21 protein-coding genes are annotated in these 26703 nt (G+C 67.4%); 2 read left to right on the top strand and 19 right to left on the bottom strand.

The genetic code is table 11. From position 1 onward, the window contains the following. Nucleotides 1-25: 25 nt before the first annotated feature. The 4 genes from DFS21_RS13820 to DFS21_RS13805 all read right to left on the bottom strand — a co-directional run bounded on the left by DFS21_RS13820 (nt 26) and on the right by DFS21_RS13805 (nt 4665). Nucleotides 26-2416 carry a TonB-dependent siderophore receptor gene (locus DFS21_RS13820; RefSeq protein ID WP_371926838.1) on the bottom strand — a complete coding sequence of 797 codons (2391 nt, stop codon included), beginning with the start codon at nt 2414-2416 and terminating at the stop codon, nt 26-28. A gap of 120 nt (nt 2417-2536) precedes the next feature. Then, the gene (locus DFS21_RS13815; protein ID WP_250888391.1) at nt 2537-3520 is read right to left on the bottom strand and encodes a FecR family protein; all 984 of its coding nucleotides are present in this window, start codon (nt 3518-3520) and stop codon (nt 2537-2539) included. After that, on the bottom strand, nt 3517-4050 hold the full coding sequence (locus DFS21_RS13810) for an RNA polymerase sigma factor (RefSeq protein WP_110700260.1): 534 nt from the start codon (nt 4048-4050) through the stop codon (nt 3517-3519). Before DFS21_RS13810 ends, DFS21_RS13815 begins: the two co-directional genes overlap by 4 nt. 99 nt (nt 4051-4149) lie before the next feature. Further along, nucleotides 4150-4665, bottom strand: a complete 516-nt coding sequence (locus tag DFS21_RS13805) for a dihydrofolate reductase (RefSeq protein ID WP_110700258.1) — start codon at nt 4663-4665, stop codon at nt 4150-4152. A gap of 54 nt (nt 4666-4719) precedes the next feature. Here DFS21_RS13805 and DFS21_RS13800 point away from each other — a divergent pair, with 54 nt between their 5' ends. Both DFS21_RS13800 and DFS21_RS13795 read left to right on the top strand, forming a co-directional pair. Further along, a complete protein-coding gene (locus DFS21_RS13800) occupies nt 4720-6111 on the top strand; it encodes a DUF2868 domain-containing protein (RefSeq protein WP_111532513.1) in 1392 nt (463 codons plus the stop codon). Beyond that, nucleotides 6104-7468 carry a GTPase/DUF3482 domain-containing protein gene (locus tag DFS21_RS13795; protein ID WP_110700254.1) on the top strand — a complete coding sequence of 455 codons (1365 nt, stop codon included), beginning with the start codon at nt 6104-6106 and terminating at the stop codon, nt 7466-7468. The genes DFS21_RS13800 and DFS21_RS13795 overlap by 8 nt, the downstream gene beginning before the upstream one ends. Nucleotides 7469-7499: 31 nt before the next feature. Here DFS21_RS13795 and DFS21_RS13790 read toward each other — a convergent pair whose 3' ends face one another. The 15 genes from DFS21_RS13790 to tagH form a co-directional block, all read right to left on the bottom strand. After that, entirely contained in the window at nt 7500-7913 is a 414-nt protein-coding gene (locus DFS21_RS13790) for a hypothetical protein (RefSeq protein ID WP_110700253.1), read from the bottom strand. 4 nt (nt 7914-7917) lie between these two features. Then, nucleotides 7918-8334 (bottom strand): hypothetical protein, encoded by a 417-nt coding sequence (locus DFS21_RS13785; RefSeq protein WP_111532512.1) that lies wholly within the window; start codon nt 8332-8334, stop codon nt 7918-7920. Further along, a complete protein-coding gene (locus DFS21_RS13780; RefSeq protein ID WP_046857471.1) occupies nt 8334-9236 on the bottom strand; it encodes an NAD synthetase in 903 nt (300 codons plus the stop codon). Before DFS21_RS13780 ends, DFS21_RS13785 begins: the two co-directional genes overlap by 1 nt. Nucleotides 9237-9331: 95 nt before the next feature. After that, entirely contained in the window at nt 9332-10258 is a 927-nt protein-coding gene (gene tagQ, locus DFS21_RS13775) for a type VI secretion system-associated lipoprotein TagQ (protein WP_102681842.1), read from the bottom strand. A gap of 78 nt (nt 10259-10336) precedes the next feature. Further along, nucleotides 10337-12103, bottom strand: a complete 1767-nt coding sequence (locus DFS21_RS13770; RefSeq protein ID WP_110700248.1) for an SUMF1/EgtB/PvdO family nonheme iron enzyme — start codon at nt 12101-12103, stop codon at nt 10337-10339. Continuing rightward, nucleotides 12096-13298, bottom strand: a complete 1203-nt coding sequence (locus DFS21_RS13765; protein WP_111532511.1) for an FtsX-like permease family protein — start codon at nt 13296-13298, stop codon at nt 12096-12098. The genes DFS21_RS13770 and DFS21_RS13765 overlap by 8 nt, the downstream gene beginning before the upstream one ends. After that, nucleotides 13298-14002 carry an ABC transporter ATP-binding protein gene (locus tag DFS21_RS13760; RefSeq protein WP_110700244.1) on the bottom strand — a complete coding sequence of 235 codons (705 nt, stop codon included), beginning with the start codon at nt 14000-14002 and terminating at the stop codon, nt 13298-13300. The genes DFS21_RS13765 and DFS21_RS13760 overlap by 1 nt, the downstream gene beginning before the upstream one ends. Next, entirely contained in the window at nt 14002-16998 is a 2997-nt protein-coding gene (locus DFS21_RS13755) for a serine/threonine-protein kinase (RefSeq protein ID WP_111532510.1), read from the bottom strand. Before DFS21_RS13755 ends, DFS21_RS13760 begins: the two co-directional genes overlap by 1 nt. Nucleotides 16999-17006: 8 nt before the next feature. Beyond that, nucleotides 17007-17726, bottom strand: a complete 720-nt coding sequence (locus DFS21_RS13750; protein ID WP_111532509.1) for a PP2C family serine/threonine-protein phosphatase — start codon at nt 17724-17726, stop codon at nt 17007-17009. Next, the gene (gene tagF / locus DFS21_RS13745; protein WP_111532508.1) at nt 17723-18379 is read right to left on the bottom strand and encodes a type VI secretion system-associated protein TagF; all 657 of its coding nucleotides are present in this window, start codon (nt 18377-18379) and stop codon (nt 17723-17725) included. The genes DFS21_RS13750 and tagF overlap by 4 nt, the downstream gene beginning before the upstream one ends. Next, the gene (tssM, locus tag DFS21_RS13740) at nt 18376-21882 is read right to left on the bottom strand and encodes a type VI secretion system membrane subunit TssM (protein ID WP_111532507.1); all 3507 of its coding nucleotides are present in this window, start codon (nt 21880-21882) and stop codon (nt 18376-18378) included. Before tssM ends, tagF begins: the two co-directional genes overlap by 4 nt. After that, the gene (locus DFS21_RS13735) at nt 21879-23195 is read right to left on the bottom strand and encodes a DotU family type VI secretion system protein (protein ID WP_111532506.1); all 1317 of its coding nucleotides are present in this window, start codon (nt 23193-23195) and stop codon (nt 21879-21881) included. Before DFS21_RS13735 ends, tssM begins: the two co-directional genes overlap by 4 nt. Before the next feature lie 6 nt (nt 23196-23201). Then, on the bottom strand, nt 23202-24536 hold the full coding sequence (gene tssK / locus DFS21_RS13730; RefSeq protein WP_102683421.1) for a type VI secretion system baseplate subunit TssK: 1335 nt from the start codon (nt 24534-24536) through the stop codon (nt 23202-23204). Nucleotides 24537-24551: 15 nt separating this feature from the next. After that, nucleotides 24552-25046, bottom strand: a complete 495-nt coding sequence (gene tssJ, locus DFS21_RS13725; RefSeq protein WP_110700234.1) for a type VI secretion system lipoprotein TssJ — start codon at nt 25044-25046, stop codon at nt 24552-24554. Between the two features lie 49 nt (nt 25047-25095). Continuing rightward, on the bottom strand, nt 25096-26463 hold the full coding sequence (gene tagH, locus DFS21_RS13720; RefSeq protein WP_110700232.1) for a type VI secretion system-associated FHA domain protein TagH: 1368 nt from the start codon (nt 26461-26463) through the stop codon (nt 25096-25098). Nucleotides 26464-26703: the final 240 nt, after the last annotated feature.

Raw genomic sequence — 26703 nt, 5'->3', positions numbered from 1 at the left:
GCTTTGCGCCCCCGGCGATCCAGGCTCAGTACGTCGCGCGCAACTTGAGCGTCAGGTTGCGCGGCTCGCCATAGAAGTTCGAGCCCCAGGCACTGTCCACACGCTCGTAATACACACGGTCGAACAGGTTGTTGGCCGTGAGTGTCGCCGACAGGTGCTTGTTGAAGCGATAGCCCACCTGCGCCGTGGCGACGCTGTAGCCACCCTGCACGAAGTCCACGCTGTTGCGCGTGTAGTAGGTGGAGCTGACCACCCGCACGCCGCCTCCGACACTGAACCCCTCCAGCGGCCCATCGGCGAACGCATAGCGCGTCCACACATTGAAGTTGTGCTTGGGCGTGATGCTGATGCCCTGGTAGTCGGCCTGACGCCCTGATTCCAGACGGGTGAAGGCGTAGCCGGTGCTGACGCTCCAGTTGTCGGTCAGGTTGCCGGACAGCTCGGTTTCCCAACCCTGGCTGCGCACCTTGGCCTGGGCCTCGTAGAACGGCGTCTGGTCGATTTGCTGGGCGCGGTTCTCGTCGTAGATGCGGAACACCGCCACGCTGCCGTTCAGGCGGCCGTCGAAGAACTCCCGCTTCAGGCCCAACTCATACTGTTTGCCCTCGCGCGGCGCCACCGTGCTGTCGCCGCCGGCCATCTGCGTCTGCGGCTTGTACACCGTGGTGTAGCTGGCATAGGCCGACAGTTCGGGGGTGAGCTTGGCGACCAGCGCACCGTAGGGGATCACCTTGCGGCGAACACTGGTGTGCGGGTCGGAGAATTCGTTGAAGAACGGGTTGGCATTGTGGCCATCGCTGTCGAACCAGATCACCCGGCTACCGAGGATCACGTCCAGCCAGTCGTTGGCGCTGACCTTGGTGCGCGCATACAGTCCGTACTGGTTCGACTTGGACGAGTTGCCGTTGTCCATGGCGTAGTCGATCTTGGGGATGTCGATGCTGCCCGGGTCGAACACGTTGATGTCGAACCACTCCCGGCCACCGTAGCGAAAGTCCTTGTCCACATGCTGGTAGTCGGCGCCCACGGTAAGCTCATGGGTACGCCCGAACGCCTCGAACGGCCGCGTCACGAAGCTGTCCAGACCCAGGGCCTTGATATGGGTGTAGTAGTTGTAGGCCACCGCGGAACTGGCACCGGTCACCGGGTCCACGGCGCCGTCGGTCCAGGTGAAATTGCGCGTGGGTGCCTCGGCGTCGCGATAGGTCAGCGAGGTCTTGAACTGGCCACCATCGTCCAGCGCATGGTCGACCTCGAAGAAGCTTTCCCAGACCCGCTCGTCCAGTTCGTTCCACTTCGCGTCGACGTAGGTCGAGCGCTTGACGTCGAGCAGCTTGCCGCTGTCGTAGGCCGGCAGACCGAACGCGGGCACCGACTTGTTGCGCTGGTAGGCGCCGCCCAGGGTCAGGGTGGTGGCCGGCGACAGGTCGTACTCCAGGCGCCCGTACATCATCGGGCGCTCGTTCTGGGCGTAGTCGACAAAGGCCTGGTTGTTCTCGTAGGCGGTGACGAAACGCCCGCGCAGGCTGCCATCGCTGTTCAGCGGCCCGGTGACGTCAACCGTGGAGTGGTAGCGATCATAAGTGCCCGCCGACAGCTCACCAGACAGGGTAAACTTGCCCAAGGCGCGCTTGCGCACCAGGTTGATGGTGCCACCGGGCTCGCCCGCGCCCTGGTACAGGCCGGATGGCCCGCGCAGCACTTCGACACGGTCATACATGGCCAGGTCGAACGCCGTGGCCATGTCGCCTTGCCCGGTGGGCTGGGTGACGCCATCGACCTGCACCAGGTCGACCGGGAAGCCGCGCATGTAAACGTCATTGAGGTTGGAGCCGGTGTTGTAGCTCTTGATCGTGGTACCGGTCACCTGCCGCATGGCGTCCTGCAGGCTGTTCATGTTCTGGTCGTCCAGGCGCTGGCGGGTCATTACCGACACCGACTGCGGGATGTCCTTGAGCTTCTGCTCACCCTTGCCAAGGGTCAGCGATCCAGTGGTGTAGGAGCCGGTGCCTTCGGTGGTGGTGCCCAGCTGGCTGCTGTCGATCTTCACCGCGCCCAGTTGCATCGCGTCGTCGCCCCCGGCGCGCTGGCGCTCCAGGGTGACGCTGTCGTTGTCGATGTAGGCGGCATTCAGGCCAGTGCCCTGGAGCAGGCGGGCCAGTGCCTGGTCCTGTGGATAACTGCCACTCAGGCCCGGCGAGCGCAGGCCCTGGGTGAACTCACCGGGTACCAGCACCTGGATCCGGGTAACCGCACTGAAGGCCGCCAGGGCCGAGTCCAGCGACTGCGCCGGTATGTCGAAACGGTAGACCTGAGCCTGCGTGGCGGCCTGGGCCTGCAAGGGTCCGGCCAGCGCGGCGCTGCCAAGCGCGATGGCCAGGCCGAGCACGGCCCGAGTGGCGGTGGTTTTCATCAACGGGGCTCCCCGAAAGCGTCAAAGTGATCAACTGGCGCGGCACTGTCTGAGAGTGCTTATTATTTGCGCCTACGAGATCAAGGACGTCGGTGCGACGGGAATCCCCGAAAATATTTTCAATCAGCCTTCGCGCAGGATGCGCAGGTACGGTGTGTACTGGTCGGCACGCACGCCCAGGGTATGGGTCAAAGCCTTGAGCACGGCGTCCGGCTTGTCGATGTCGAACACGCCGGAGACCTTGCGCTGGCGCAGGCCGTCGCCCAGCACCAGGGTCTGTCCGGGCCAGTAGCGATTGAGTTCGGTCACCACCTCACCCAGCGGCTGCTGGCTGAATACCAGTTGCCGCTCGCGCCAGGCGAAGGCGCGGGCGGGCTCGAAGCCATGCACCGCACCCGGCCCGCCTGCCGCGTACTCCACGGCTTGCCCGGGCTCGAGGAACAACCCCTGGCCGGCGCCGGCGCGAACTTCGACCTTGCCCTGGGCCAGTTGCACACGGGTCTGCCCGCCCGTCTCGGCCACGCTGAAACGCGTACCGACTACCCGCACCCAGCCCTCACCGGCACGCACCACGAAAGGCCGGGCCATATCGCGGGTCACCTCGAACCAGGCCTCGCCGCGCAACAGCCGGACACGCCGCTCGGTGGCCCCCAGCTCGACCTGTAAGGCGCTGTCGGTGTTGAGCTGGATGCGCGAGCCATCCTCCAGCTGCAGGCTGCGCGTCTCGCCCGTGGCGGTGGCGTAATCGGCGCGCCAGCGGTCGAGCCAGGGCGTCTGGACGAGCAGCACACCCAGCAGCACCGCCGCCGCGGCAACACTTGCCACCTTGGGCCAGATCCGGCGTCGGGGGGAGTGCCAAGCCGCCTGCTGGTCTTCCCGCAGGCGCCTGGCCGGGCCCTGCAAAGCCCCCAACAGGTCGAGCACTTCCTCCCAGGCCTTGGCATGCGTCGCCCCCTGCGCGCGCCACACGGCGAACGCCTGGCGTTCGTCCAGGGTGACGTCATCGGCGTGCAGACGGTAATACCAGGCTGTGGCTTCGGCGAACAGGCGCTCGCTGTCGGACAGGTCGCTCATGGGATCGGTCGCACTCTCGGGATGACGGCTCATGGACGTTGCCCTCTCGCGTCACCGGCCAGCCGCGCCTGGATGAAGGCGCGGCAGTCGAGCAATGCCCGGCGCAGCTGGTACTCGACACTGCGGGGCGTGACGTTCATGCGCTCGGCGATCTCACGGTAGGTGCAACCGTCGACATGATAGAGCAGGAAGATGTGCCGGGTCGCCTCGGGCAGGGCCTGGATCGCCGCCTGCATCAGCGCCTGCTCCTGCTGCGCGGCCAACTGGTCGTCGGCGCCGGGGGCTTCGCTGGCCAGTTCGTCGCTGGGCTCGCCGCCATCCAGCCGCTCGCGGCGAATGGCCTGGCGCTGGTGATCGCGCACCAGGTTGCTGGCAATCGTGAAGAGGAAGGCCGGCAGGTTGTCGATCTGCTTGTCGGCAGGCAGCCGCGCCAGGCGCAGGAAGGACTCCTGGGTCAGGTCGGCGGCCACTTGGCTATTGCCGGTGCGCCGTGCGACGAACGCCTCCAGGGCCTTCTTGTGCTCGGTGAACAACCGGGCGATCTGCTTGTTCCACGAAGACACGGCACATCCTGGCTCTGGGTCTCAAGAGGAGCGAACGCTAGCAGAAGATGATATTTGTTCGCAATTGCAGTTATCGCGTATCAGCGGCCCCGAACACACTCAAGCCTTGTCCCAGACTTCGAAGTGATAGGCCGGCTTGTCCGCTTCGGACTGCGCGTCGCTCGAGGTCAACTGCCACTGCCCGTGGTCGAACTCCGGGAACCAGGCATCACCCTGCGGCGACAGCGCCACCCGGGTCAGGTACATCCGGCTCACCAGCCCTTTCTCCAACGCCTGCCCATACAGCTGCGCACCGCCGATCAGCATCAATTCCCCGACGCCCTGCTCCCGCGCCCACTGCTCGGCGCGCACCAGCGCCGCCTCCAGCGACGCGAACACCTCGGCGCCGGCCAGTTGCAGCCCGGGTTGACGGCTGACGACGATGTTCAGCCGCCCCGGCAATGGCCGGCCCAGCGAATCCCAGGTCTTGCGCCCCATGATGATCGGCTTGCCCAGGGTGGTGGCCTTGAAGTACTTGAAATCCCCCGGCAGGTGCCAGGGCATGGAGTTGTCGATGCCGATCACACGGTTCTCGGCGAGCGCCGCGATCAGGCTGAGGGGGAGTGATGTATTCATGCCGGCGAGGATAGCATCGGGCGCGTGGGTTATGCTTGCGGCCAGACCTGTGCAATGGAAGAGCTTGTGACTGCACCCACTCCACTCGACAAGCGCTGGCTCACCGAAGCGGTACGCCTGCGCGAGGAACACGCCGGGCCCCTGGAGGACCAGGAGGCCAACCGCCGCGCCCGCCAGCAGGGCGGCGACCTGGCCACGCGCATCGAGGCCCGCGCTCTGTGGCTGGCCGAGCGCGACGGCATGGACGCGGCGCTGCGCCACTGGAAGCAGGGCGCACGGCTGGCATTGCTGAGCTTGATGGTCCTGGCTCTGTTCAGTGGCGCCGGCCTGGGGCTGGCGGCCCTGGGCGACGGCCAGCGGCCGGTGAACGTGTTCTGGGCCCTGGGCAGCCTGCTCGGGCTGAATCTCGTGCTGCTGCTTGGCTGGGCCGTGGGTTTCTTCTTCGCCGGTGAGCATGGCGCGGCGCTGGGCCGCCTGTGGCTGTGGCTAAGCGAGCGTTTTGCCCGTGACGCCAAGGCCGCGCAACTGGCTCCCGCGCTGCTGGTGCTGTTGCAGCGCCAGCGCCTGAACCGCTGGCTGCTCGGCCTGCTGGTGCATGGCCTGTGGTCGCTGGCAATGCTCGCGGCGCTGGGCATGCTCCTGGCGCTGCTGGCGACGCGACGCTACGGCTTCGTCTGGGAAACCACGCTGCTTGCCGCCGAACCTTTCATCACGCTGACCCAGGCCCTTGGCGCCCTGCCCTCGCTGCTCGGTTTCGCCGTCCCCGACGAGGCGATGATTCGCGCCAGCGGCGACACCCTGCCTGCACTCGATCTGGCGCGCCAAGCCTGGGCCAGCTGGCTGCTCGGCGTGGTGCTGGTCTATGGCCTGCTGCCCCGCATGCTGCTGGCCGCGCTGTGCCTGTGGCGCTGGCGCCAGGGCCGCGAGCGCCTGGCGCTGGACCTCAATCTGCCAGGCTACGCGCAACTGCGCGAAGCCCTGATGCCGCGCAGCGAACGCCTCGGCGTGCAGGATGCAGCCCCCGACACCCTGCCCCGCTTCGAGGCCGGCCAACTGGAACGCGACGGTGGCGGTGCGCTGCTGGTCGGCCTGGAACTGGACGACCAGCGCCCCTGGCCACCCGCACTGCCCCGCTCGGTCACCCATGCGGGCGTGCTCGACAGCCGCGAATCGCGCAACAAGCTGCTCGAGCAACTCAGCCGTTTCCCCCCGGCGCGCCTGGCCATCGCTTGCGACCCGCGCCGCTCGCCCGACCGTGGCAGCCTGGCCTTGCTCGCTGAGCTGGCGCGCAACGCCGGCGCCACGCGTATCTGGCTGCTGCAGGCGCAGCCCGGCCAGGCCCTGGACGCGGCACGCCTGGGCGACTGGCACGAGGCCCTCGACCGCCTGGGCCTGCCCCATGCCGACACCTCGCCCCTGACCTGGCTGGAGCATGGCCATGACTGAGCCGCTGAAACTGGCCGTGGTCGGCCACACCAACGTCGGCAAGACCTCGCTGCTGCGCACCCTCACCCGCGACGTCGGCTTCGGCGAGGTCTCGCACCGCCCCAGCACCACCCGCCATGTCGAAGGCGCCCGCCTGTCGGTGGACGGCGAACCGTTGCTCGAGCTCTACGACACCCCCGGCCTGGAGGACGCCATTGCCCTGCTCGACTACCTGGAGCGCCTCGAACGCCCGGGCGAGCGCCTGGACGGCCCCGCTCGCCTTGAGCGTTTCCTCCAGGGCAGCGAGGCGCGCCAGCGTTTCGAGCAGGAAGCCAAGGTGCTGCGCCAGCTGCTGGCGAGCCATGCCGGTCTGTATGTGATCGACGCCCGCGAACCGGTGCTGGCCAAGTACCGCGACGAGCTTGAGGTGCTGGCCAGCTGCGGCAAACCGCTGTTGCCGGTGCTCAACTTCGTTGCCAGCAACCAGCACCGCGAGCCCGAATGGCGCGAGGCCTTGGCGCGCCTGGGCCTGCATGCGCTGGTGCGTTTCGACAGCGTGGCCCCGCCCGAGGATGGCGAGCGCCGCCTCTACGAAAGCCTGGCGCTGCTGCTGGAAGAGGCCCGCCCTGCCCTGCAACGGCTGATCGATGACCAGCAGGCCCAGCGCGAAGCCCGTCGCCACAGCGGCAAGCGTTTGGTCGCCGAGCTGCTGCTCGACTGCGCTGCCTGCCGGCGCAGCGTAGAGGCCGAGCCCGCCGCCGAGGCGCAGGCCATCGAAGCGCTACGCCAGGCGGTGCGTCAGCGCGAGCAACGCTGTGTCGAGGCGCTGCTCAAGCTGTATGCGTTCCGTCGCGAGGACGCCAATGCCGGCGACTTGCCGCTGCTCGATGGGCGCTGGGGCGACGACCTGTTCAATCCGGAGACCCTGAAGCTGCTCGGTGTGCGCCTGGGCAGCGGCGTGGCGGCGGGCGCGGCGGCAGGTGCCGGCGTCGACCTGCTGGTTGGCGGCCTGACCCTGGGCGCCGCCGCGCTTGCCGGGGCCATTGCTGGCGGCGCGCTGCAGACCGCGCGCAACTATGGCTCGCGCCTGATGGGCAAGCTCAAGGGCCAGCGCGAGCTGACGGTGGATGACGCCGTGCTGCGCCTGCTGGCGCTGCGTCAGCAACAGTTGATACTGGCCCTGGAGGCACGCGGGCACGCGGCGCAGGACAGCATCCGCCTCGCGGCGCCGGAGGACAAAGGCTGGCGCGAAGGCAAGCTGCCCGAGGCCTTGCGCAAGGCGCGGGCGCATCCACAGTGGTCGACGCTCAATCCCGGGGCACGGGTCAACCAGGCCGAGCGGCAGGAGCAACTGGAAGCCCTGGTGGCGGAACTGTAGCTCCGTGCGCGGCGCCAACCCGCGATGATGGCTAGGGCTTTGCCTTGCGCCTTTGCTCCCGGTACTGCGCCAGGAGAACGCGCATTTCTCTGTACCTGTTGCTATTGATCAACAGCAACGCTACCAGCGCTGCCAGCAGGCAGCTCGCGTAGATGAACATGTTGGGACGATATCCATAGGCCGGCAACGCGATCACCATGCTGGCCAGGCACATCCCGGCCACGAGCCAGGCCCCCCACGTCCGCCCTCGAACCACAGCGCCATGGCCCAACATGAAGACTGCCAACGTCAGGAGCAGACTCGAAGCAAAGGCGCCATCCTTCAGGCAGTTCCGGCAATACGTGCTCCACACCAGCGCAAATGTCCAGGACACGGCAATGATCGACGAGAAATAGGCGCCGATGAATACGCCGAAGTAACGCTTCAGAAAAGGCTTGAGCGTCATTGCGCTAGCGCCGCACCTTGCGCAGCTCCACCAACCGCCGCCGCATCTCTCGATGCCGCTGGCTGTTGAATACCAGCAGCGCGAGCAATGGCAGCGCCAGCAGGATTGCCAGCAACACGGCATTCACTCCACTACCGAGCAGGCTCAACGCCATCAGCAAGGCCACAGTCGGTACAGGGAGCACCACCCATACTGCCCATGTGAAGCCCCGGACCATCGCGAAATGCCCGGAACACAGCAGCAAGACCAGCACCGCGCTGGACATCATGGTGAACAAGGGGTTATCCGGGTGATTGCGCCAGTGACTGTCGATCCACAGAGTCGCTGACAACGCCGCCGACAGGAGGCAAATGAAAAACCCCAGCAAGAACGTCGGGAAGTAACCGCGCATGAAAGTCTGGAATTGCGCAGGCTTCATCATCACTCGATCTCTTCGTATAGCCCTACGGCTATGCTCTGCACCGTGGCACTCCCGGCCAACCCGAAGGTGGCGCCGAGCGAGTCGCGCATCAGGGTCTGCGTGGCGTGGCTTATCTCGGTCGGGGTGTAGCGCTTGGTCATGGTCCCTGCCGCCTGCTGCAACTTGATCTGCCTGGCCGTCAGGCTCGGGTGCTTGATCGACAGCAGCTCGTCGGTCAGCGCCTTGCGCTGCTGGCGGCTGAGGCTCTTGGACAACTCCAGCCAGCTGCGACCCGTGGCGGCCTTGTGTACTTGCAGGTACTTCAACGTGCTCAGGCCCGACGCGCCGACACCCAGCAACGAGACGCCATCGAGCACCATCGAGGCGGCCTGGTACCACTGGTTCTCATCGAGGGCATCGTTAGCCGCTGGGTTGGTCACTTCACGCACCGTGCGCATTACACCGATGCCGCACTGGATGCTGCTGGCGGTGGCGGCGGCGCCACCGACATAGGTCAGTACCAGGCTGGTACCACCGGAAAAGGGCGCGGCAATGGTGCCACTGAACACCACGAACCAGCCGATCACAGCGCCCGCACAGGAAAGGGTCGTGTTGACCGCCTCCTTGACCACCCGCGACTCGCGCGGATTGTGCTGCAACTGCTGGGTGTACTGGTCAGGTGTCTGGTACTTCTTGATCTCGCGCAGGATCACGCGCTTGGGGCGGATGCTGCAGATCGGCTGAAACTCACGCAGGGTGACAATGTTGTATTCGGCGTCGATGTAAACCACACCGGCACCGACGATACGCGGGTCGGCGTCGATGGCGGCGAACATCTGCGGCAGGTTGATCCGCGCCTGGATACGCTGACGGGCAAGAAACTGGGAGTTGTTGGCCAGGGAATTGACCAGAAGATCTGTCACGAATAGGTTTCCTTGCACAAAGCCTGGCCAAGTCGCATGACCTGCAGGCGTGGGCTTGCCCCGCGCCTACAGGTCATGCAAGCAGCCTCAACGGATCACACGTTCGGGCACGGCACCGGCGCCCAATCACCCATGTCCGGGTTGCGGCACATGGCGTTGACCTGGTCGGCGCCCGCCTTGGCCACCTGCTGGGCCTCGGCTTTCTTGCCGTTGGCGTTCTGCAGGGTCTTCTCGGTGGCCACCGCTTCCTGTGGCACCTTGGTGTTGGTCTTGGCCGGCTGGACCTTCTTCACATCCTTCTTCTTGCCGGTGGTCGCCACCTTCGGCGGCTCGGCCACGGCGACCACTTCGGTGCGCTGCACGCCCACCTGCTTGAGGTCCTGCTCGTAGGCCTGGGTGTAGTTGTTCAGGTTCTCACCCAAACGCCCGTTCACGGTGGTCAGCAGGTTGTTCGACTCCTGCAGGCCGGCGACGATCTCGGCCAGGCGCTTGCGGCCCTCGGTGTCGTTGATGCGGCCAGCCTTGCGGTTCTGGATCAGGCTGGCGAACTCGCGCTGGTAGCAGCTCTGCGACGACTTGGCGTAGGCCGTGGTGCGGTCCATGTCGGCCGCGCTCTTGTCGATGTCGGTGGCGTACGAGGCGATGCGCTGCTTGTCGTCGCTGATCTGTTTCTGGCGCTCGGTGTAGTAACCGGCCGCGCCGCCAACCAACGCGCCGCCAGCGGCACCGATGGCGGCATTGCGGCCGCGGTTTTCCTTGTCGACCAGGGCACCGGTGAGGGCACCGCCGACCGCGCCGAGCAGCGCGCCGGTGGCGACCGAGCGGGTCATGTCACCGTCGGTGGAGCGCAAGTGCTGCACCGGCTCGTAGCAGTTGGGGTAGTACTCGACCTTGGTCGTGGCGCCAACCTTGGACGCCGGCGAGCTGGCGCAACCGCTCAACAGCACGGTGCTGAAACCGGCTGCCAGCAGCAGTGCGGTACGGGCCTGGGATGCGGTGATCAGGGGTTTGCGGGTGAACATGGTCTGGTTTCTCTTCTTGGGTTTCTGGGTGACCGGGGGCTTCGTGCCACCCGGGAGTCCTTTCTATGGGAACTGTCCTTAGGGTCGCGGGGCGGCCGATGCCAGCAGCTCCTTGAGGATCGTCGCCGGATCGGCCCGCCGGTTCTGGCGGTACTCCCCGACGTGGCGGACGAACAGGGTGGCGCGGGTGACCAGGCTGTTGCCCAGCACCGGCTTGCGATTGAGCTCTTCCTTGACCCGCTGGAACTGCGCCTGGATCACCGCGTCGGTGTAGCGCGTGCCACTGGCCAGGTTGTCGATGTAGATCGCCACGGCGCCGTCGAGGGCGGCGCGGCCATTGGCGATGGCGGCGCCGTACATGCGCGCGCTGGTCTGGTCGCCGGCAGCCTCGGCCTTGGCCTGGGTGTTCTGCAGGTTGGTCAGGCGGATGTTGTAGTTGTTGACGGTCTCGGCCACCAGGGCGGCGGACTGGATCAGGTTGCCGGCCGCTTCCTCGCGCTGGCGGGCGATCAACGACACGTTGCGCTTGAGCTCTTCGTTGACCAGCCCCAGCTCGGCCTGCTGGCGCGGGTCGGTGGCGGCGGCGATGATGCTGTCCAGGCGCTTGGTCGGGTCCTGGGCGGCGTCGATGTCGTCGGTCAGGCCGGCCAGGCGCCCCTCCTTCTGCCACTGCTCGAACAGTTCCTGGTAGCGCGAGCGCGGCGCCGACAAGGCGCCGATGGCCACGCGGAAACCGGTGGTCTCGTTGCGTTGCTCGGTACCGTCGGCGCCGAACAGCGGATACTCGCGGCGCATGCCGGTGAACAAGGTGCCCTCGCCTTCGAGGTAGTTGCCGCCCTTGACCACGAAGCCGCCGTAGGCACCCTGCAGGCGCCCGGCGTTGACCAGCTGGAACGACTCCTGGACCATCTCGGCGGCGTTGCCGATCACGTCGAACAAGCCCAGCGGGTTAGGCTGTTTGCTGCCGATCGGCATCAGCCGCGCCGCCTGCCCGGTGCCACCGGCGACCTGGTTGAATACCGCGAAGTCAGCCAGCGGCCCCTCGCTGTCGGCGCCTTCGACCTTGCGCGGGAACAACCGCCCTTCCAGCTCCTGGCGGCTGACCGCCGAACCGCCACGGGCGGCAAACTCCCATTCCACCTCGGTGGGCAGGCGCACGAAGCCCACGCCACCATCCTCGGCCTTGCTGCCTCGGCCGCTGACCGGCAGCAGGTCGCGGTGGTGCTTCATCAGCCAGGCGCTGTAGACGGCGGCGAAGCGTTCGGCCTCGAAGCGCGACAGTTTTACCTTGGGCAGGCGCCCCGCCGCGTCGTTGTTCGCCTCGCAGGCCGGTGCCGCGTCGCCGCCGGCCAGCGACGGCGCCTGGGCCATCACCTGGGCGTATTGGCGGGCGGTCACTTCGTACTTGCCGATGAAGTACATCATCGGCGTGAGCGGGCTGCCTTTCTCGACCTTGGGCAGGCTCGGGCCGACGGCCTTCTGCCACTGTGGCGCCAGGTCCTGCAGGCTGAACTGGCCGTTGATGAAGTCGCGCCGGTAACCGGAGATGAACGACTGCTTGTAGCCGGCCTCGCCTTCGCTGAACGGGTAGCCGAGGTTGACCTCGCGGTCGTCGAGGCTGCCCTGGGCCAGCACATAGACACTGCGCAGCACCAGCTCACCGCCACAGGGCAGCGGCAGGCTGACATCGCCCGGCAACGGTTTGGGGTTGTCGAACTTGCTTTCAGTCCCCGGCTGCGCCTGGGCAACTGGCTTGGCCTTGTCGTCGCCATCGGCCGGGGAACAGGCGCCCAGGCTCAAAGCGGTCAGGAGCAGGGCGGCAGCCCCGAGGCGGCGATCAGACATCACGTATTCCTTGGCAAGCCTCGATGCGCGCCACCCGCCAGCCGCCCAGGGCGGCGGCGGCGGTGCTGGCCAGCAGCACGGCACACAACGCAACGAGGTAGTGCATGGGCAGCAGGTGGCTGGCGAACTCGCCGGGCACCTGCATGAAAAGTCGGTTCAGGCCGTGTTCGGCGAGCAGGTACAACAGCCCTGCCACGGCGGCGGCCAGCAGCCCGCTGTAGAGTGCCTGGAGCACCACGAACAACAGCAGCGCAGCAGTGCCGAAGCCCAGCAGACGCAGCACTGCCAGTTCACGCTGCTTGCGCTCGACCGCCGCCACTGCGCCTGCGGCGATGGCCGCTACGGCGCCGGCCACAGCCAGGCTGGCGATGATCCAGAACACCAGGTCAAGATTGCGGCTGAGCGATTGCACCTGGGCGATCTGCGCGGCCTGGGTCGAGACCAGCAGCTTGCGTTCGGCGAAAAACTGGCGCAGCGGCTCGACATCGCTCAGTTCGCGGGCATACAGGCGGAAGGCCGGGTACACCCGCTGTGCCCCGCTGCCTTGCGCCTCCCCCTGCCAGCCCAGCGCAGCCACGGCGCGGCCATCGCGGTAATCCTCGACGGCTTCGAGCAGTTGCAGCGAGGCAAACAGGCCATCGCGCTCGAACGCCGCCAAGGGCAGCACGCTGCTGACCTGCAGGCTTGTGCGTCGCCATTGCATCTGCCCGGCCTGCTGGCGACTGAAGCTGGCCTGCAGTTCGTCCCCGGCCTTGGCACCGAGTTTTTCCGCAGCGGTAAAGCTCAGCACCACCTGTTGCAGGCCGTCCGGGGGAGAGACCTGCGCCAGCAAGGGATCGCCCTCGGCAGTGGGCAGCATCTCGACCGTCAGGCCACGTCCATGAACCGGCAGCAACAGCTCGGCGGTGGCAGCGATCTGCCGGGTCCGCGGGATGGCGAAGGCCACTCGTGGGTGCTGGGCCAGCTCCGCGATGAATTCGGCACGCAAGCGCCCACCGCCCAGCGGGATGATCTCGCGCACACCAGGATCGCGCTGCAGACGCTCGGTCAGGCTGCCGACCAGGCCGAACTTGAGGCCGAACAGCACCAGCAGCGGCGCGATCACCGCCACCAGCGCGAGCACGGCGCACGCCGACAGCCGCGCATCGTTGCGGTAGTCCTGCCAGGCCAGCCCGGCGATCAGCAGCGGGCGCATCAGGCCGCCCGCTCCAGGCACGCCGTGACGCCGCCATCGGCTTCGCGCCGGCAGGCCATGCGCAGCACTGTCAACCCGGCGTGGCGGGCCAGGGCCTCGTCGTGGGTGGCGACCACACAGGTCACCTGCCGCGCTTCGGCCTCGCACAGCAACAGCTGCATCACCCGCTCGGCGTTGACCGGGTCGAGCGAGGCGGTCGGTTCATCAGCCAGAAGCAGCGTCGGGGCATGGGCCAGGGCACGGGCACAGCTGACCCGCTGGCGCTGGCCGAGAGACAGGGTGGCGGGTTTCTTACCCAGCTGGTCGTGTACATCCAGCGCCTCGGCCAGGCGCTCGACACTGCCGTCATCGCCGAGCCCCAGCAACTGGCGCGGCAGAGAGATATTGCCGCGCACATCGAGAAAACCCAGCAGCCCACCCGCCTGCAGCACGTAGCCGAGGTGGCGGCTGCGCCAGTTGGCCAAACGGTCGAGCTGCCGGCCGCGCCACAGCCCGGCGACATCCTCGCCGCCGAGGACGAAGCCCTCTGCCGCATCCGGCGCCAGCACCAGCGCCAGAAGGTCGAGCAAGGTGCTCTTGCCGCAGCCGCTGGGGCCGACCAGCGCCACCCGCTCGCCCACCGCCAGGTGCAGCCGGTCGATCTGCAGGCTGTAGCGCTGGGCACCCTGCCCGCGTGTCTTGCGCACTCCGTCCAGGCGGATCATCACGGCAGCGTCGACAGCGGGACACGGTACAGGGCGTCGCCCGGTTCGGCCTTGCCGAAGCGCACCCAGTTGGCCATGTCGTTGTGGAAGGTCTCGTACAGGCGGATCTTCGAGTCCAGTTCGTCGATGAAGTCTTCCTGCTCGGCCACCGACAGCGACAGCCACAGGTCCTGGGTCATGCTCAGGGACTTGCTGCGGTACGGCAGGCCGTCGAGGTATTCGCCGAGCACACCGCCCTGGGCCAGGTTGGCGCCCTTGCGCAACGCGCCGGGGTCGCGGCTCATGTAGGCACTGGCGCTGGCGATCTCGTTGAAGAAGTCGCCTGGCGAGCTGCGGGTCTTGCGCGCGGCATCGACGATCAGCTTGAGCGACTGCTGCAAGTCGTTGAGCTGCAGCTTGGTCAGCATCACGCACACCTGCAGGGTCGGCAGCATCGGGTTGGTCAGGTCGCGGTCGGCGGTCCAGGCGCTGACCAGTTGCGGCGCCTGGCTGGCGCCGTGGCGGCCAAGGAAGTCCATGTGCATGGCGTAGCCGATGGCCTGCGACTTGGCCGCCAGGCTCGAGGCCGAGGTCAGCAGCGGCACGGGTTGCGGTTGCTGGTTGCGCACCTGGTGCACCAGGTCGGCAAAGGTCGAGCCGATCTCGCGCACGCGGTCGCCGAAGGCACCGACTTCACCGCCCGGCACGCTGACGTAGAGGTCGCCGATCTGCGGGTTGCTGTCGGCGGTGAGCACACGGTACTGGGTCTCGGCCGCGCCGTGGTTCTTGAGCCCGGCGGGGGTGCGCAGGTGCAGGGCGTAGATCTTGATCTGCTTGCTCAGGGCGGCCTGGCGCACTTCGGCTTCGTTCATCTGGGTGCTGCTGAACGGGTCGTTCTTGCGCAGCGCGCCGGCATCGCTGACCAGCAGGATCAGGCGCCCGCCGTAGCCGGACCAGTCCATGCCCTCGACCGCCTGCATCACGCCGGCGAAGGCGTCCTCGTTGAACGAGTGGCTGGAGACGCTGGTGGCCTTGACCTGCGAGGCGGCCTTGAGGAAACGCGCCGGATCGCGGCCCTGCTCGAGGCTGACCAGGGTCTTGCTCAGGTACTCCAGGCCCGGGGTACGCTTGACACTGTTGCGAAAGCCGACCAAGCCGAAGCTGACGCTGTCCAGCTCGCCACGGGCCGCCAGTTGCTGCTGCAGCTCGCTGACCACCTGGCGCACCCGATCGATGTACGGCTGCATGGACACCGAAGTGTCCACCACCAGGACGATGCCGGTACGGAAGCTGTTGTCGCCGACCGCCGCGACGCCGGCCGCCTTGGGCGCGCTGTCGCGGGCGCTGGCACCGGGGTCGATGGAGGCGATGTTGAGCAATTGCACCGGCTGGCCGCCGGCGTCGAAGCTTTCGCGGTAGTCGAAGATCGGCATCAGGTAGAACTGGTTCTGCGGCACGGCGCTGGCCGCCGGTTCCAGGGCCATGACCTGGGGCACCTGGTCGGGGTTGTTCTGCGCCTTGAGCAGGCTGTCGCGGGCTTGGGCGGTGTCGTCGAGCAGATGCTGCACATCGTCCACCTGGCGCATGAACATCACCGGCGAGCGCCCCGAGCGTTCGGTGAACTTGAGCACCAGGCTCTGTTTCCAGTCGCTGGTCTGCGCCGCCGGCAGCCAACCCTCGCGCTGGCCGTCGCTGGCGGCGCCGACCTGGACCCAGGCCTGGCCGCCGACGTCCTTGCGCTGGTAGACATAGAGCACGGAGAAAGCTGGCAGTGCCTCGCCCGCGACATCGCCAGGCTGAGCCACCAGCTGGGCGTTGGGCTTGGTCAGCACACGCTGGAACAGGGTCTTCTTGCCGGGCATCAGCAGTGGACGGCCGTCGTCCGAGGCGGCCACCGGCGTGACTTTGGGTTCGGTGGGGGCCACGCTGTCGGCGGGCGCCTGCACCACCGGCGCTTCAGGCGCGGGCGCGTCACTGCCGCCGAGCAACCAGAAGAACGCGCCCCCCAGACCCAGCGCCGCCGCTATCGCCACCGCCAGCACGGCCTTGGCCGGCTTGTTCGAGGCAGGCTTCACAGCGGGCGCTGGCTTGGGTTCGGACCGCCGGGCAGGCTCGGCCACAGGGCGGGCCTGCGGAATGTCGATGGACACCGGTTGCGGGGTGGCTGGTGGCGGGATCGGCAGCGGACGGACCAGGGTGCTGTCGTTTTCCTCGACCGGCGCCTGGACCGTCAGGCGATCCAGCGCGGCCAGCAACGCCGCCGCGTCGGCGAAGCGCTCGTTGGGATCCTTGGCCAGCAGACCGCGCAGGATGTCCTGGTAGCGGCCATGTTCGATGGGCAGTTCCGGCAGCGGCTCGGTCAGGTGCGCCAGCGCCGTGGACAGCGCATCGGTGCCATTGTACGGCAGCTTGCCGACGAGGATTTCGTACAGCACCACACCCAGTGCATACAGGTCGGCGCGCCCGTCGATGTCCATGCCGCGTGCCTGTTCCGGGCTCATGTAGCTCGGCGTGCCGACGGCGAAACCGGCCTGGGTGAACTGGGTGCGGTCATCCAGCGACTTGGCGATGCCGAAGTCCGATAGCACCGCGGTGCCATCGGCGCGGAACAGGATGTTGGCGGGCTTGACGTCGCGGTGCACCAGGCCCTGGGCGTGGGCATAACCCAACGCCTGGGCGATCTGGCGCACGTAGACGAGGCCCTGCTCGGGCGTCAGCCCCTCGGCTATCCGCTCCTTCAGCGTGCCGCTGGGCAGGTACTCCATGGCCATGTAGTACAACTCGCCGACATTGCCGATGTCATGGATGGTGGCGATGTTCGGGTGCGCCAGCCGCGCCAGGGTGCGACCCTCGCGCAGGAAGCGCTCGCAGAAGGTCGGGTCGGCGGCCAGGCTCGCCGCCATGATCTTCAGCGCCACCTTGCGCTCCAGGGAGCGCTGGGTGGCGAGGTACACGCTGGCCATGGCGCCTTGGCCAAGCTCGCTGTCGATGTCGAATCCGGGAATCTGCATGTCCATGGGGGTCTTCAGCTGGCCTTCACGACGACGGCGGTGATGTTGTCGGGGGCGCCGCGGGTCAGCCCCAGGTGTACGAGGCTGCGCACCACCTCATAAGGATCGGCGTGGCCGAGCACCTCGGCGATCTCGTGGTCTTCGGCGGTCTTGTTCAGGCCGTCGCTGCACAGCAGGTAGGTGTCGCCGGGCTGCACCTGCAAGGCGACGGCCTGCAGCTCGAGGTGGTCCTCGACGCCGATGGCGCGGGTGACGATGTTGCCGCGAGGATGCACACGGGCTTCGGCTTCGTTGAGCAGGCCGCTGTCCTGCAGCTCCTGGACATAGCTATGGTCGTGGCTCAGGCGCTCGATGCGGCCGTCGCGCAGGCGGTACAGGCGGCTGTCGCCGGCCCACAGGCCAATCGCCTGGTCGCCACGCGCCGCCAGCACCACCACCGTGCTGCCCATCATCGCCACGCCACGGCGCGCGGTTTCCTCGCGCACGATGCCGTTGACCCAGGCCAGGCCGTCGCGCACCTCGCCGCTGAAGTCGTCGAGCGAGTCGAGCATCGGCAAGCTGCGCAGGCTGTCCATGGCCAGGCTGCTGACATAATCGCCCGCCGCATGTCCGCCCATGCCGTCGGCCACCGCCCACAGGCCTGCCCAGGTCAACTCCAGGCAGGCGTCCTCGTTGATCTTGCGCACCATGCCGACATGGCTGTAGCTGGCCGCTGTGTACTGCATGCCGGTCATCCGATCCGCGCCTCGCTACCCAATAGAAAACCGGCGAAATCCTCGCTGCGCGGCAAGCCCGCGCAGCGCATCAACCCCGGGGCGATCCGTTCGGAACCCTTGCCCCACCAAAGGCTCATGCCTTCGCAGGCGCATTCGGCCAAGGCCAGTGCGCGCCCCTGCGGCGTGGTCGCATCCAACCGCTGCAGCCCGCCCACCGTCGCACGCGGCTCTTGCACAAGTGGCCTCGCGCCGCGAAATGGCTGCAAGGCAGCCTCGAAATCCTCAAAGGCAGCGCCTGGCTCAAGCGTCGCCAGCAAGGTCTCCTCGACCACCTCGAACCATTCCTCGGCCCCGGCCACCAAAGGCGCCAGCGGCTCCCCCGGCTCCAGCACCTGGGCCACGGTCAGCGGGAAGTACCGCCCCACCCGGTCGATGCTCGGCATCAGCACCCCGACCACCCCCTCGGGCCCGCAAAGCCCCGGCGCCAGGGCGAAACGCCACAAGGGGCTCACCAGATAGGCCTCGAGCCAGCGCTCGCCCAGGGCCTGCTGGCTCGCCTGGATCCCCGCCGCCAGCCACTGGTCCCAGGGCTGGATGAAACCGTGCGGCAGGCCGCGGCTGACAAAGTCGCCGCGGCAGGCCAGCTTTCCGTAGAAACCCACGTCGTTCACAGATGCTCCGGCAGGCTGAAACCGCTGAGCACTCGGCTGCGGAACGGGTTGAAGGCGCTGCTGGCACGCAGCTCGTAGGACACGCTGGCGCCGTCGACGCGCAGGCGCAGGTTGAAGCGCTCCGGCGAGCCGCCGGCCACCAGGTCGGACTGGTCAAGCAGGCGGAACCAGGCCCACGGCCCTTCCACGGTCAGCCCCGAACGGCCGGAGGCCGAGGGCGGCGAGATCGACAGGCGCACCACGCCGATGCTGTTGGGGTTCGGCCACTGCAACGCCACCGGCCGGCTCGGGCCGTGGTCGTAGCTCACCTGCTGGCCGTCGAGGTCCAGCAGGAACTGGGTGATGGTCGCGTCCATCGCCACCGGCTTGAGCTCGAAGCGCACCCCCGGCTGCACGCCGTTGCTGTTGCGGAAGAACGCGTCGCGGATGCTCGCCGCGCGCTGGAAGGTGTACAGCACGTTGCTGTTGATTCCCAGCTTCTGCGCCGCGCCGGGCTGCCAGCTCCAGGGCGTGCTCGACGTGTTGACGTAGGGTTGCAGGTACTTGCGGAAGTAGTTGTCCATGACCCCGCCGACGCCGAAGAACAGGCCGAAGTCTTCCAGGGTCGCATCCCGCGAACTGCCGGCCACCAACGGGTAGCGGCCGCTGAGGGACTGACGGTAGACATTGACCACTTCGCTGGTCCAGGCGGCGTTGAGCTGGTTGCGCACCCCACCCATGACCAGGTTGTGGGTCGAGCCAAGCACCGAGCTCACCAGGTTCTGCACCACCTTCGGCTGACGCGCGGCCCCCAGGGCAACACGCTGCGCCGCGGCCTGGGCCTGGTTCTTGGCCTCGCCCAGCAGCGCGTCGCCGCTGGCGCCGACCATGGCGCTGACCTGCACGTACAGGGCGTTGAGGTCGGTAAGCAGGCCATCGATGGCCGCAGGCTGGCCTTCGCCGGTTTCCACCAGGCCGGCCAGCTCGGCGAAGTGCGCGGTGACCGGGTCCACCTCACGGGCGGCCGGGTTGTCGCTGGGCAGCGGCGCATCGCCGAGCAGGCCGCCCAAGCGTTGGCGCAGTTGATCGACACCGGCCTGCTCGGCTTTGGCCTGGACCTTGTCGAGGGTGGTCGGCTGAGCCAGGTTGGTCTCCTTGGCGACCGCCTGCAGCAGCTTCTTCATCGGCGATGTCGGCCCGGACAGCACCCGCAGCACATCGGCGGCCTGGCCGACACTGGTGATCGGCACGAAGTCCAGGTCGGCCAGCAAGGCATCCCAATGGCGGATGTAGTCCTGGTAGTACAGCTGCAGCACATCGTCGGCCAGGCGCTTGGCATCGGCCGACTCGCTGGCCTCGCGGCCCAGCACCCAGCGCTCCTCGGCCAAGGTCTCGCTGTGGGCCAGGCTGGCGGCGAGGAAGGCCTTGCGGTAACCCTCGACGGTGAAGATACCCGGCAGCGGCTCGCTCAATGGCTTGCCGTCCTTGAAGCGGAACACCAGCGCGGCGTCACGCCCGGCGGCATCGCTGACCCGGAAGTCGCTGACCCCGGCGGGCAGCTTCTGGCGCTTGACCCGGTCGTAGACCCGTTGGGCCACCGGCAGTTGCTGCAGCTGGCGACGGGTGTCGTCGATCAGGCGCTGGTCCAGGCGGGCGTTCGGCGGACGCTTGTCGAACAGCGCCGCCAGGTGCTGCTCCAGGGCCTGGCGCAGGTCCGGCGCCAGGTCGCGCGGCAGGCTGCGCTCCCAGTCCAGGGTGACCCAGGCCTTGATGAACTCGGCATCGTAGTGTTCGCCGTCGGCCAGCATCAGGTAGGCCTTGAGCCCCTCGTAGAGGTAGTCCGACGGACCACCGGCGTACAGCTGCTCCTCGATACGGGTGACCAGGCGCGGGGCGAAGATGGCGATCAGCAGCTTGCGGTAGACGCTGTCCGACTCGCCTTCGAGCATGTCGCCCTGGTACAACCCCAGGCCCTCGGCCCAGCCGGGCGGATCTTCGGCCAGGCGGCGCACGCCATTGAGCAGCGGCAGCACCTCGACCACGTTGCGCTGCGCCGGGCTCAGCTCCTGCACGCTCTTGCCCAGTGGTTTGAGGCGGCTGTCGACCTCGGCGATGTATTGCTGGTTGGCACGATAGCTCAGGGTCCACAGGGTACCGACCACCAGCACCAGGGCCACGCTCAGGGCCAGGGCGCCACGGGCGATCCACTTGCGCCGCTGCTCGACCTTCGGGTTGCTGCCGACCAGGCCGCGCTCGGCGAAGGCCACGGCGCTGAACAGCTTCTCGATGAAGTAGCTGCGCCCGGTGCCGTTCTGTCGCGCCAGGTGGGCACGGTCCAGGCCCATGCTCTGGGCCATGCTGCCGATCAGGCGGTCGATGGGGCTGCCTTCCTGGGTACCGCTGGTGAAGTACACACCGCGCAGCAGGGCGCGCTCTTCGAAGGCGTTGGGTTTGAAGATGCCGTCGAGGAAGGTTTTCAGGTTGCCGCGCAAGGCGGCGAACTGCTGGACGAAGCCGTAGACCAGGTCGCGCCGCGCCGGATCGCGCTCCTGCTGCAGGCGCTCGACCAGGCGTTGGTTCAGGCGCTGCTCCAGCAAGGCGAACTCGCCGCCGAACAGCGCCAGCGCCCCGTCGCCTTGCTGGCCATCGTCGAGCGGGAAGGTCATGCCCCACACCTGGGCGCGCTCCTCCTTGCTCAGGGTGTCGAAGAACTCCATGAACCCGGGCACCAGGTCGAGCTTGGTCAGCATCAGGTAGATCGGGAAGCGCACCCCCAGCTGGCTGTACAGTTCCTGGATGCGGGTACGGATCGCCGCCGCGTGCGCGGCACGCTCGGCGTCACTGCCCAGCAGCAGGTCGGACAGGCTGATGGCGATGAACGCGCCGTCGATGGGGCGGCGTGAGCGTTGGCTCTTGAGCAGGTCGAGGAAGCCCAACCAGGCCGCCTTGTCCACCTGGGCATGGCTGTCCTGGGTGGTGTAGCGGCCGGCGGTGTCCAGCAGCACGGCCTGGTCGGTGAACCACCAGTCGCAGTTGCGCGTCCCGCCAACACCACGGATGGCGCCTTCGCCCAGCTGCGCCGCCAGCGGGAAGTGCAGGCCGGAATTGACCAACGCAGTGGTCTTGCCCGAGCCGGGCGGGCCGATGATCACGTACCACGGCAGTTCATACAGGTTGCGTCGCTCGTCGCCGCCCAGGCGTGCCCTCTTCAGCAGCACCAGGGCTTCGTCCATGCGTTGGCGCAGGGTCGCCAACTCTTCGGCGGTGGCCACGCTGGCGGGGTCCGGCGCGGTCTCTGCGGCCAGGCTCTGCATGACCTTGGCCGCCTGACGGCGGGCCTGGACGATGCGCCACACGCGGTAGGCGATCCACACCGTGAACAAAAGGCCGATCAGCACCAGGCGCGGGGCGGCCGGCACCAGCATGTCCAGCAACGGGCCGAGGAACCAGATGATCAGGCTCAGGGCCAGCAGGCCCAGCAGCGGAATCACCCAGCGAATGACAAAACTGAAAAACGCCTTCACTCGACGCCCTCCGCCAGAACGGTGATTTCAACCCGGCGATTCTTCGCCCGGCCTTGCGCGCTGTCGTTCGACGCCAGCGGTTCGGTGTCGCTCAGGCCCTGCGCGGTGAAGCGCTCGGGCTGGCCGGTGCGGGCGGCGAGGATATTCTTCACCTCTTCGGCGCGGGCCTGGGACAACGCCCAGTTGGACGGGAAGCGCAGCGTGGCGATGCGCTGGTTGTCGCTGTGGCCGGTGACTTTCACGTTGCCTTTCACTTTCGCCACGGCTTCGGCGATGCGCAGCATCAACGGCTCGAAGTCACCCTTGATGCTGGCGCTGGCCGAGGCGAACAGTTCGTCGCCACGGATGGTCACCACCGAACGGTCCACCGCGTCCTGCACGGCGACCCGCCCGGCCTTGATGTCTTCGGCAAGGAAACCGGCCAGGCGCGGACGCTCCACGGGCTTGGGCTGCACCACCGGACGATCCATGGCCTGCACCGGGATCTCGCCCAGGGCATGAATGCCGCGGAACACCGGCTCGGCGTCGGCCGCCAGCTTCAGGCGCAGGCCGAACAGCACCAGCAGCAACAACGCCAGGGCCACTGCCAGGCCGACCCAGGGCGGCACGAACTGCGCCAGGCGATCGCGGGCCACGGTGACACCGCGCCAGTGCGGTGACAGCTCGCGCTCGAACTCGCCACGGGCGCTGCGGATAGTCGCGGCGGTGCGCTCGCGCAAGGCTTCGAGCTGGGCGCGGCCACCGTTCATCACCCGGTAACGGCCTTCGAAGCCGAGGCTGGTGCACAGGTACAGCAACTCCAGCAGATGCAGGCGTTCACGCGGGCTCTGCAGGCAATGCTCCATCAGCTGGAACACCTTCTCGCCGCCCCAGGCCTCGTTGTGCACGGTGATCAGCAGGCTCTGCTTGCCCCAGTCACTGGCGCTGCCCCAGGGCGTGCTCAGTACCGCCTCGTCGAGCGCGGTGCACAAGGCATAGCGCGCCAGCAGCACCTCGTTGCGCGGCACCCCGGCGGCCTCGGCGCGCTCTTCGAACTGGCGCAGGTAGGCCAGCAGTTGCGCACGCAGGCTGGCCGGGGCCGGATGGGCGATGGTGTTGCGCAGGCGCGTGAGCAGCGCCAGCAATGGACCGGCCGCTTGCTCCAGCGGGTTCAGGCCCGCCGCCTGCCCAGGCGCCAGTGGTTCGGCCGGCACGTTCAGGGGTGGCGGCGGCGCAGCTTGCGCAGGCCCCGGCGCGGCCGGTTGCGGGCCACGGCCACCGGGGCGCGGCATGAACTGGGTGCGGTCGTTGGCGAGCGGATCGTCCGATTGCATCGCGGCTTATCCTCGAATGGCCCAGAAGGCCAGGTTCAGGCCGGGGAACTCGCCGGCGACGTAGAAGGCAAAACCACCGGAATGCTGCAGCTGCTTCCAGTGTTCGCTGCCCCGGTCGAGCTCGAAGTAGGTGGAACCGGCATGGAACGGAATCTGACGTGGCGCCACCGGCAGCGGCAGCAGGCCGATGCCCGGCAGTTGCAGGTTGACCAGGTCGCGGATGTGCTCCACCGCGCCGATCTTGCTCTGTTGGCCAAAGCGGCTGCGCAGGGTTTCGCTGGGCACGTCGGCGCGCACCACCAGGATGAAGCTGGCGCTGTCGAGCAGGCTGCGGTCGGCGAGCATGCCGACGTGGATGCCGTAGGCCTTCTCGACCAGTGGGATGGCCACGGCCTTGCTGTCGATCAGCATCGACAGCGCCTCGCGCAGCGCGGCCATTACCGGGGCAAAGGTCGCCGCCAGGTCGTCGTGCTGGTACACCGGGTAGCTGTCCGGACGGCGGCCATCGCGGGTGAAGGTGGCGAACTCGCCGGCCAAAGCCACCAGCTCGCTGTACAGCCGCTCGGGGTGCAGCGGCGTCAGCTGGTTGAGGTGCTCGACCAGTGGCTGGGCGCGGTTGACCAATTGCAGCAGCATGAAGTCGGCGATCTCCGAGGCGCCGCCATTGGCCGAGGCGACCACGCGCCCGGCCAGGGCTTCGCCGCGCTGGTGCAGCAAGCCCAGCAGCTCACCACGAAAGCCTGAGAGCGGGTTGCTGGCGGCCACGTCAAGCAGTGGCGGGATGTAGCTGTCATCCAGCACCAGTGCGCGATCGGCACGTTTCTCGCGGATACGCACCACGCCCAGCGCGGCATAGTCGCTCAAGCCATCTTCGGCGCGCAGCAGGCGCAATGCACGGCTGCCCAGGGCAAGCGGCGCGCGGTTCTCGAACGGGGCGTTGTCGTCGCGCACTTCGCTGACACGGCTGACGTAGCGCGCGCCGTCAGGCACCTCGCCGTCGTCGACGGTATCGCGGGCGCCGGCACGCTTGAGCGGCAGGCCGAGGTGGATCACACCGTTGCGCAGGTCGTCGGGAATCTCCAGCGGCGCGGGCGGCAGGTCGTCACGGGGAATATCGAACGGCGTGCCATCCGGCAGCAGGCCACGGGCGCTGAGGATCGCCAGCTTGCCTTGGGCCAGCAGGCCCTGATCGATCAGCAGTTCGGAAAACCCCCAGGCGGCGGCGCTGAGCGGCCGGCTGCGGGCATCGACGAAGTTTTCCAGGTAGCGGTCGTGCTGCTGGAAGTGCTGGGTGGTGATGAACATCCCTTCCGACCAGACCACGCGATTGTTCCAGGACATGCTTTCTCCGATTGCCTAGCGGGCAGGCTCAGGTTGTGGGGCGGCCACGGCGCTGCGCACGGCGCGCACATCGAGGCTGATCTGATAATCACGGGGCGGTACCGGCAGCACGCTGCGCCACTGGGCGCGATCGACCTCGCGGTAACCGACCACCAGGCCGATCTGGCGCGTGGCCGGGTCGAGCGGGCGCTCCAGGCGCAGCTGCTCGCCGGGCTGGAGCAGGACTTCGTCCTGGTCGATCAGGTCGGTGCCCAAGGTGGCCTGGGCGCGTTCGGCCAAGGCGAAATAGTCGGCGCGGGCGAAGGCGGCGCTGTTCTTCAGCTCGTAGATGCGCACCCGTACCGGCGCGGGCATGCCGCTGGCACCGGGGTTGAGCCCGGCGGCGGCGCTGAAGTACAGGGTGACCCCCGTGGCGGGCGCCGCCTCGGGGGCTGGCTCGCTCGGCGTGTCCTTGCTGCAGGCACTGAGCAGCACCATGGCCAGGGCTGCGATCAGTCTTGTTGCACTCATCCTCGTCCTCATGACGTCTTGTGTTCTTCCTGTGTCCCGGGCATTGGCCTCAGGAACGTTGAATGCGTTGGCTGTGGGCCTCGTAGGCGCGGCTGAACTCGCGGCCGAACAGGTCCTGGAAGTCGTCTTCGGCTTCCCGGGAAATCTGGCTGTAGAGCTCGGTGAATTGCTGCCAGCAATGGGCCTGGCGTGAACCGCCGAACAGCTTGGCCAGCCCGGCCGCTGGCGCCAGGCGTTCCTCCAGGCGGGCGGGTTCGAAGCGTTTGAGCAGGTGCTTGAGCGCCGCCTCGATACCCGCCATCACCGCCAGTTGGTGGGCGCGCAGGTCGTCGAAACTGTCGCGTACCGCCTGGTCGGGGGCCATGAACGCCTGGTTGCCCTCGCGCAGCAGCAACAACAGCGCTTCGTCGGCATTGGGGGCGAACTTCAGCGGGTTGTTCTGTACCGGGGCGATGGTGGTCTGCTGCATGCGGAACTCGCCTTTGAGGCTGCTGCGCGCGCGCAACACATCGATCAGGCCCTCGACCATGAGCCGGTAGCTGCGGCCAATGGCCTCCATCTGCGCGGCGGCATCGACGGCGTCGATGCGCAGGTGCTCGATGCCTGCGCCACGCAGGAAAGCCTGGAGCAGCGCATCGCTGTCAGCAGGCGCGGCAACCGTCACGACGGGTTGCGGCCGAACAACAGGCTCGCTCGGGGTCAGTGGCTCCGGCAGCGGCGGTGGCGGTGCTGGCGCCAGTACAGGGGCGGGCTGGATAACAGGTGCCGGGGTTTCATCGAACAGGTTCCAGTCATCCGGGATCACGCCCGGCGCGCCGGGCATGGCTACCGGTAAAGGCGCGGGCGGCGGCGCCACCGGCGTGGGCGGTCGAAAATCATGCTGCTGCGCGGGGACATGATCCGGCTGGCTGACAGGCGGCACGCTGGAAGGGCCGAGAAAATCGAACAGATCCGGCAAGGTGTCGTGGCTCGACGCCCCCTGCAGGAAGGCGGCGGGTGCACCGGCGATGGGCGCGCTCGGAGTGGCCACCTGGTTGGCCATCAAGGCCTCGAAACTATGGGCCTCGGACTGCCCGGCAATCGGGATCGACAAGCCGGAATCAATACGTGCCTGGATCTCGTAATCGCCAATTCGAATAACTTCGCCGTCCATCAACGGCTCACTGTTACCGCGACGCAGGCGAATGCCAGCATGCACCAATTCCACGCCATTGGTGCTGTTATCGGTCAAATAGTAGCGACCATCCTTGAACTGGATCACACAATGTTTCGAAGAAACAAGGCGTTCCGGATCGGGAAGTACCCAATCATTATCCGCGGCCCGACCGACGCTGATGGCACCGTTTTCCAGCAACTTCTCCGGGCACTGCCCCGGGGTGATCTTGTGATAACTGGTAATGGTCAGGCAAAGTGCCATCATGCCTCCTTGCATATATATGAAACACCCATCCATCCATTTGAGTGGATAAACGAGCCCACCTGGCATTTCGACCAAGCCCTTTGAAATCAAGGGCTGGATGCCAAAACACGCTTCCCGGAAGGCCGTATTAAACCCTATCGGCAAGGCACTTTGATGGCACCTGACCAATGGACGCCAAGGGTTGCCAACTGGTTCACAGTCGCCTTGCGCGGCGCGTAGCTTACCTTGACAGCAATT

Source organism: Pseudomonas sp. 2848 (assembly GCF_003253945.1).
Taxonomy (GTDB): Bacteria; Pseudomonadota; Gammaproteobacteria; order Pseudomonadales; family Pseudomonadaceae; genus Aquipseudomonas.
This window is presented reverse-complemented; position numbering and strand designations above follow the sequence as displayed.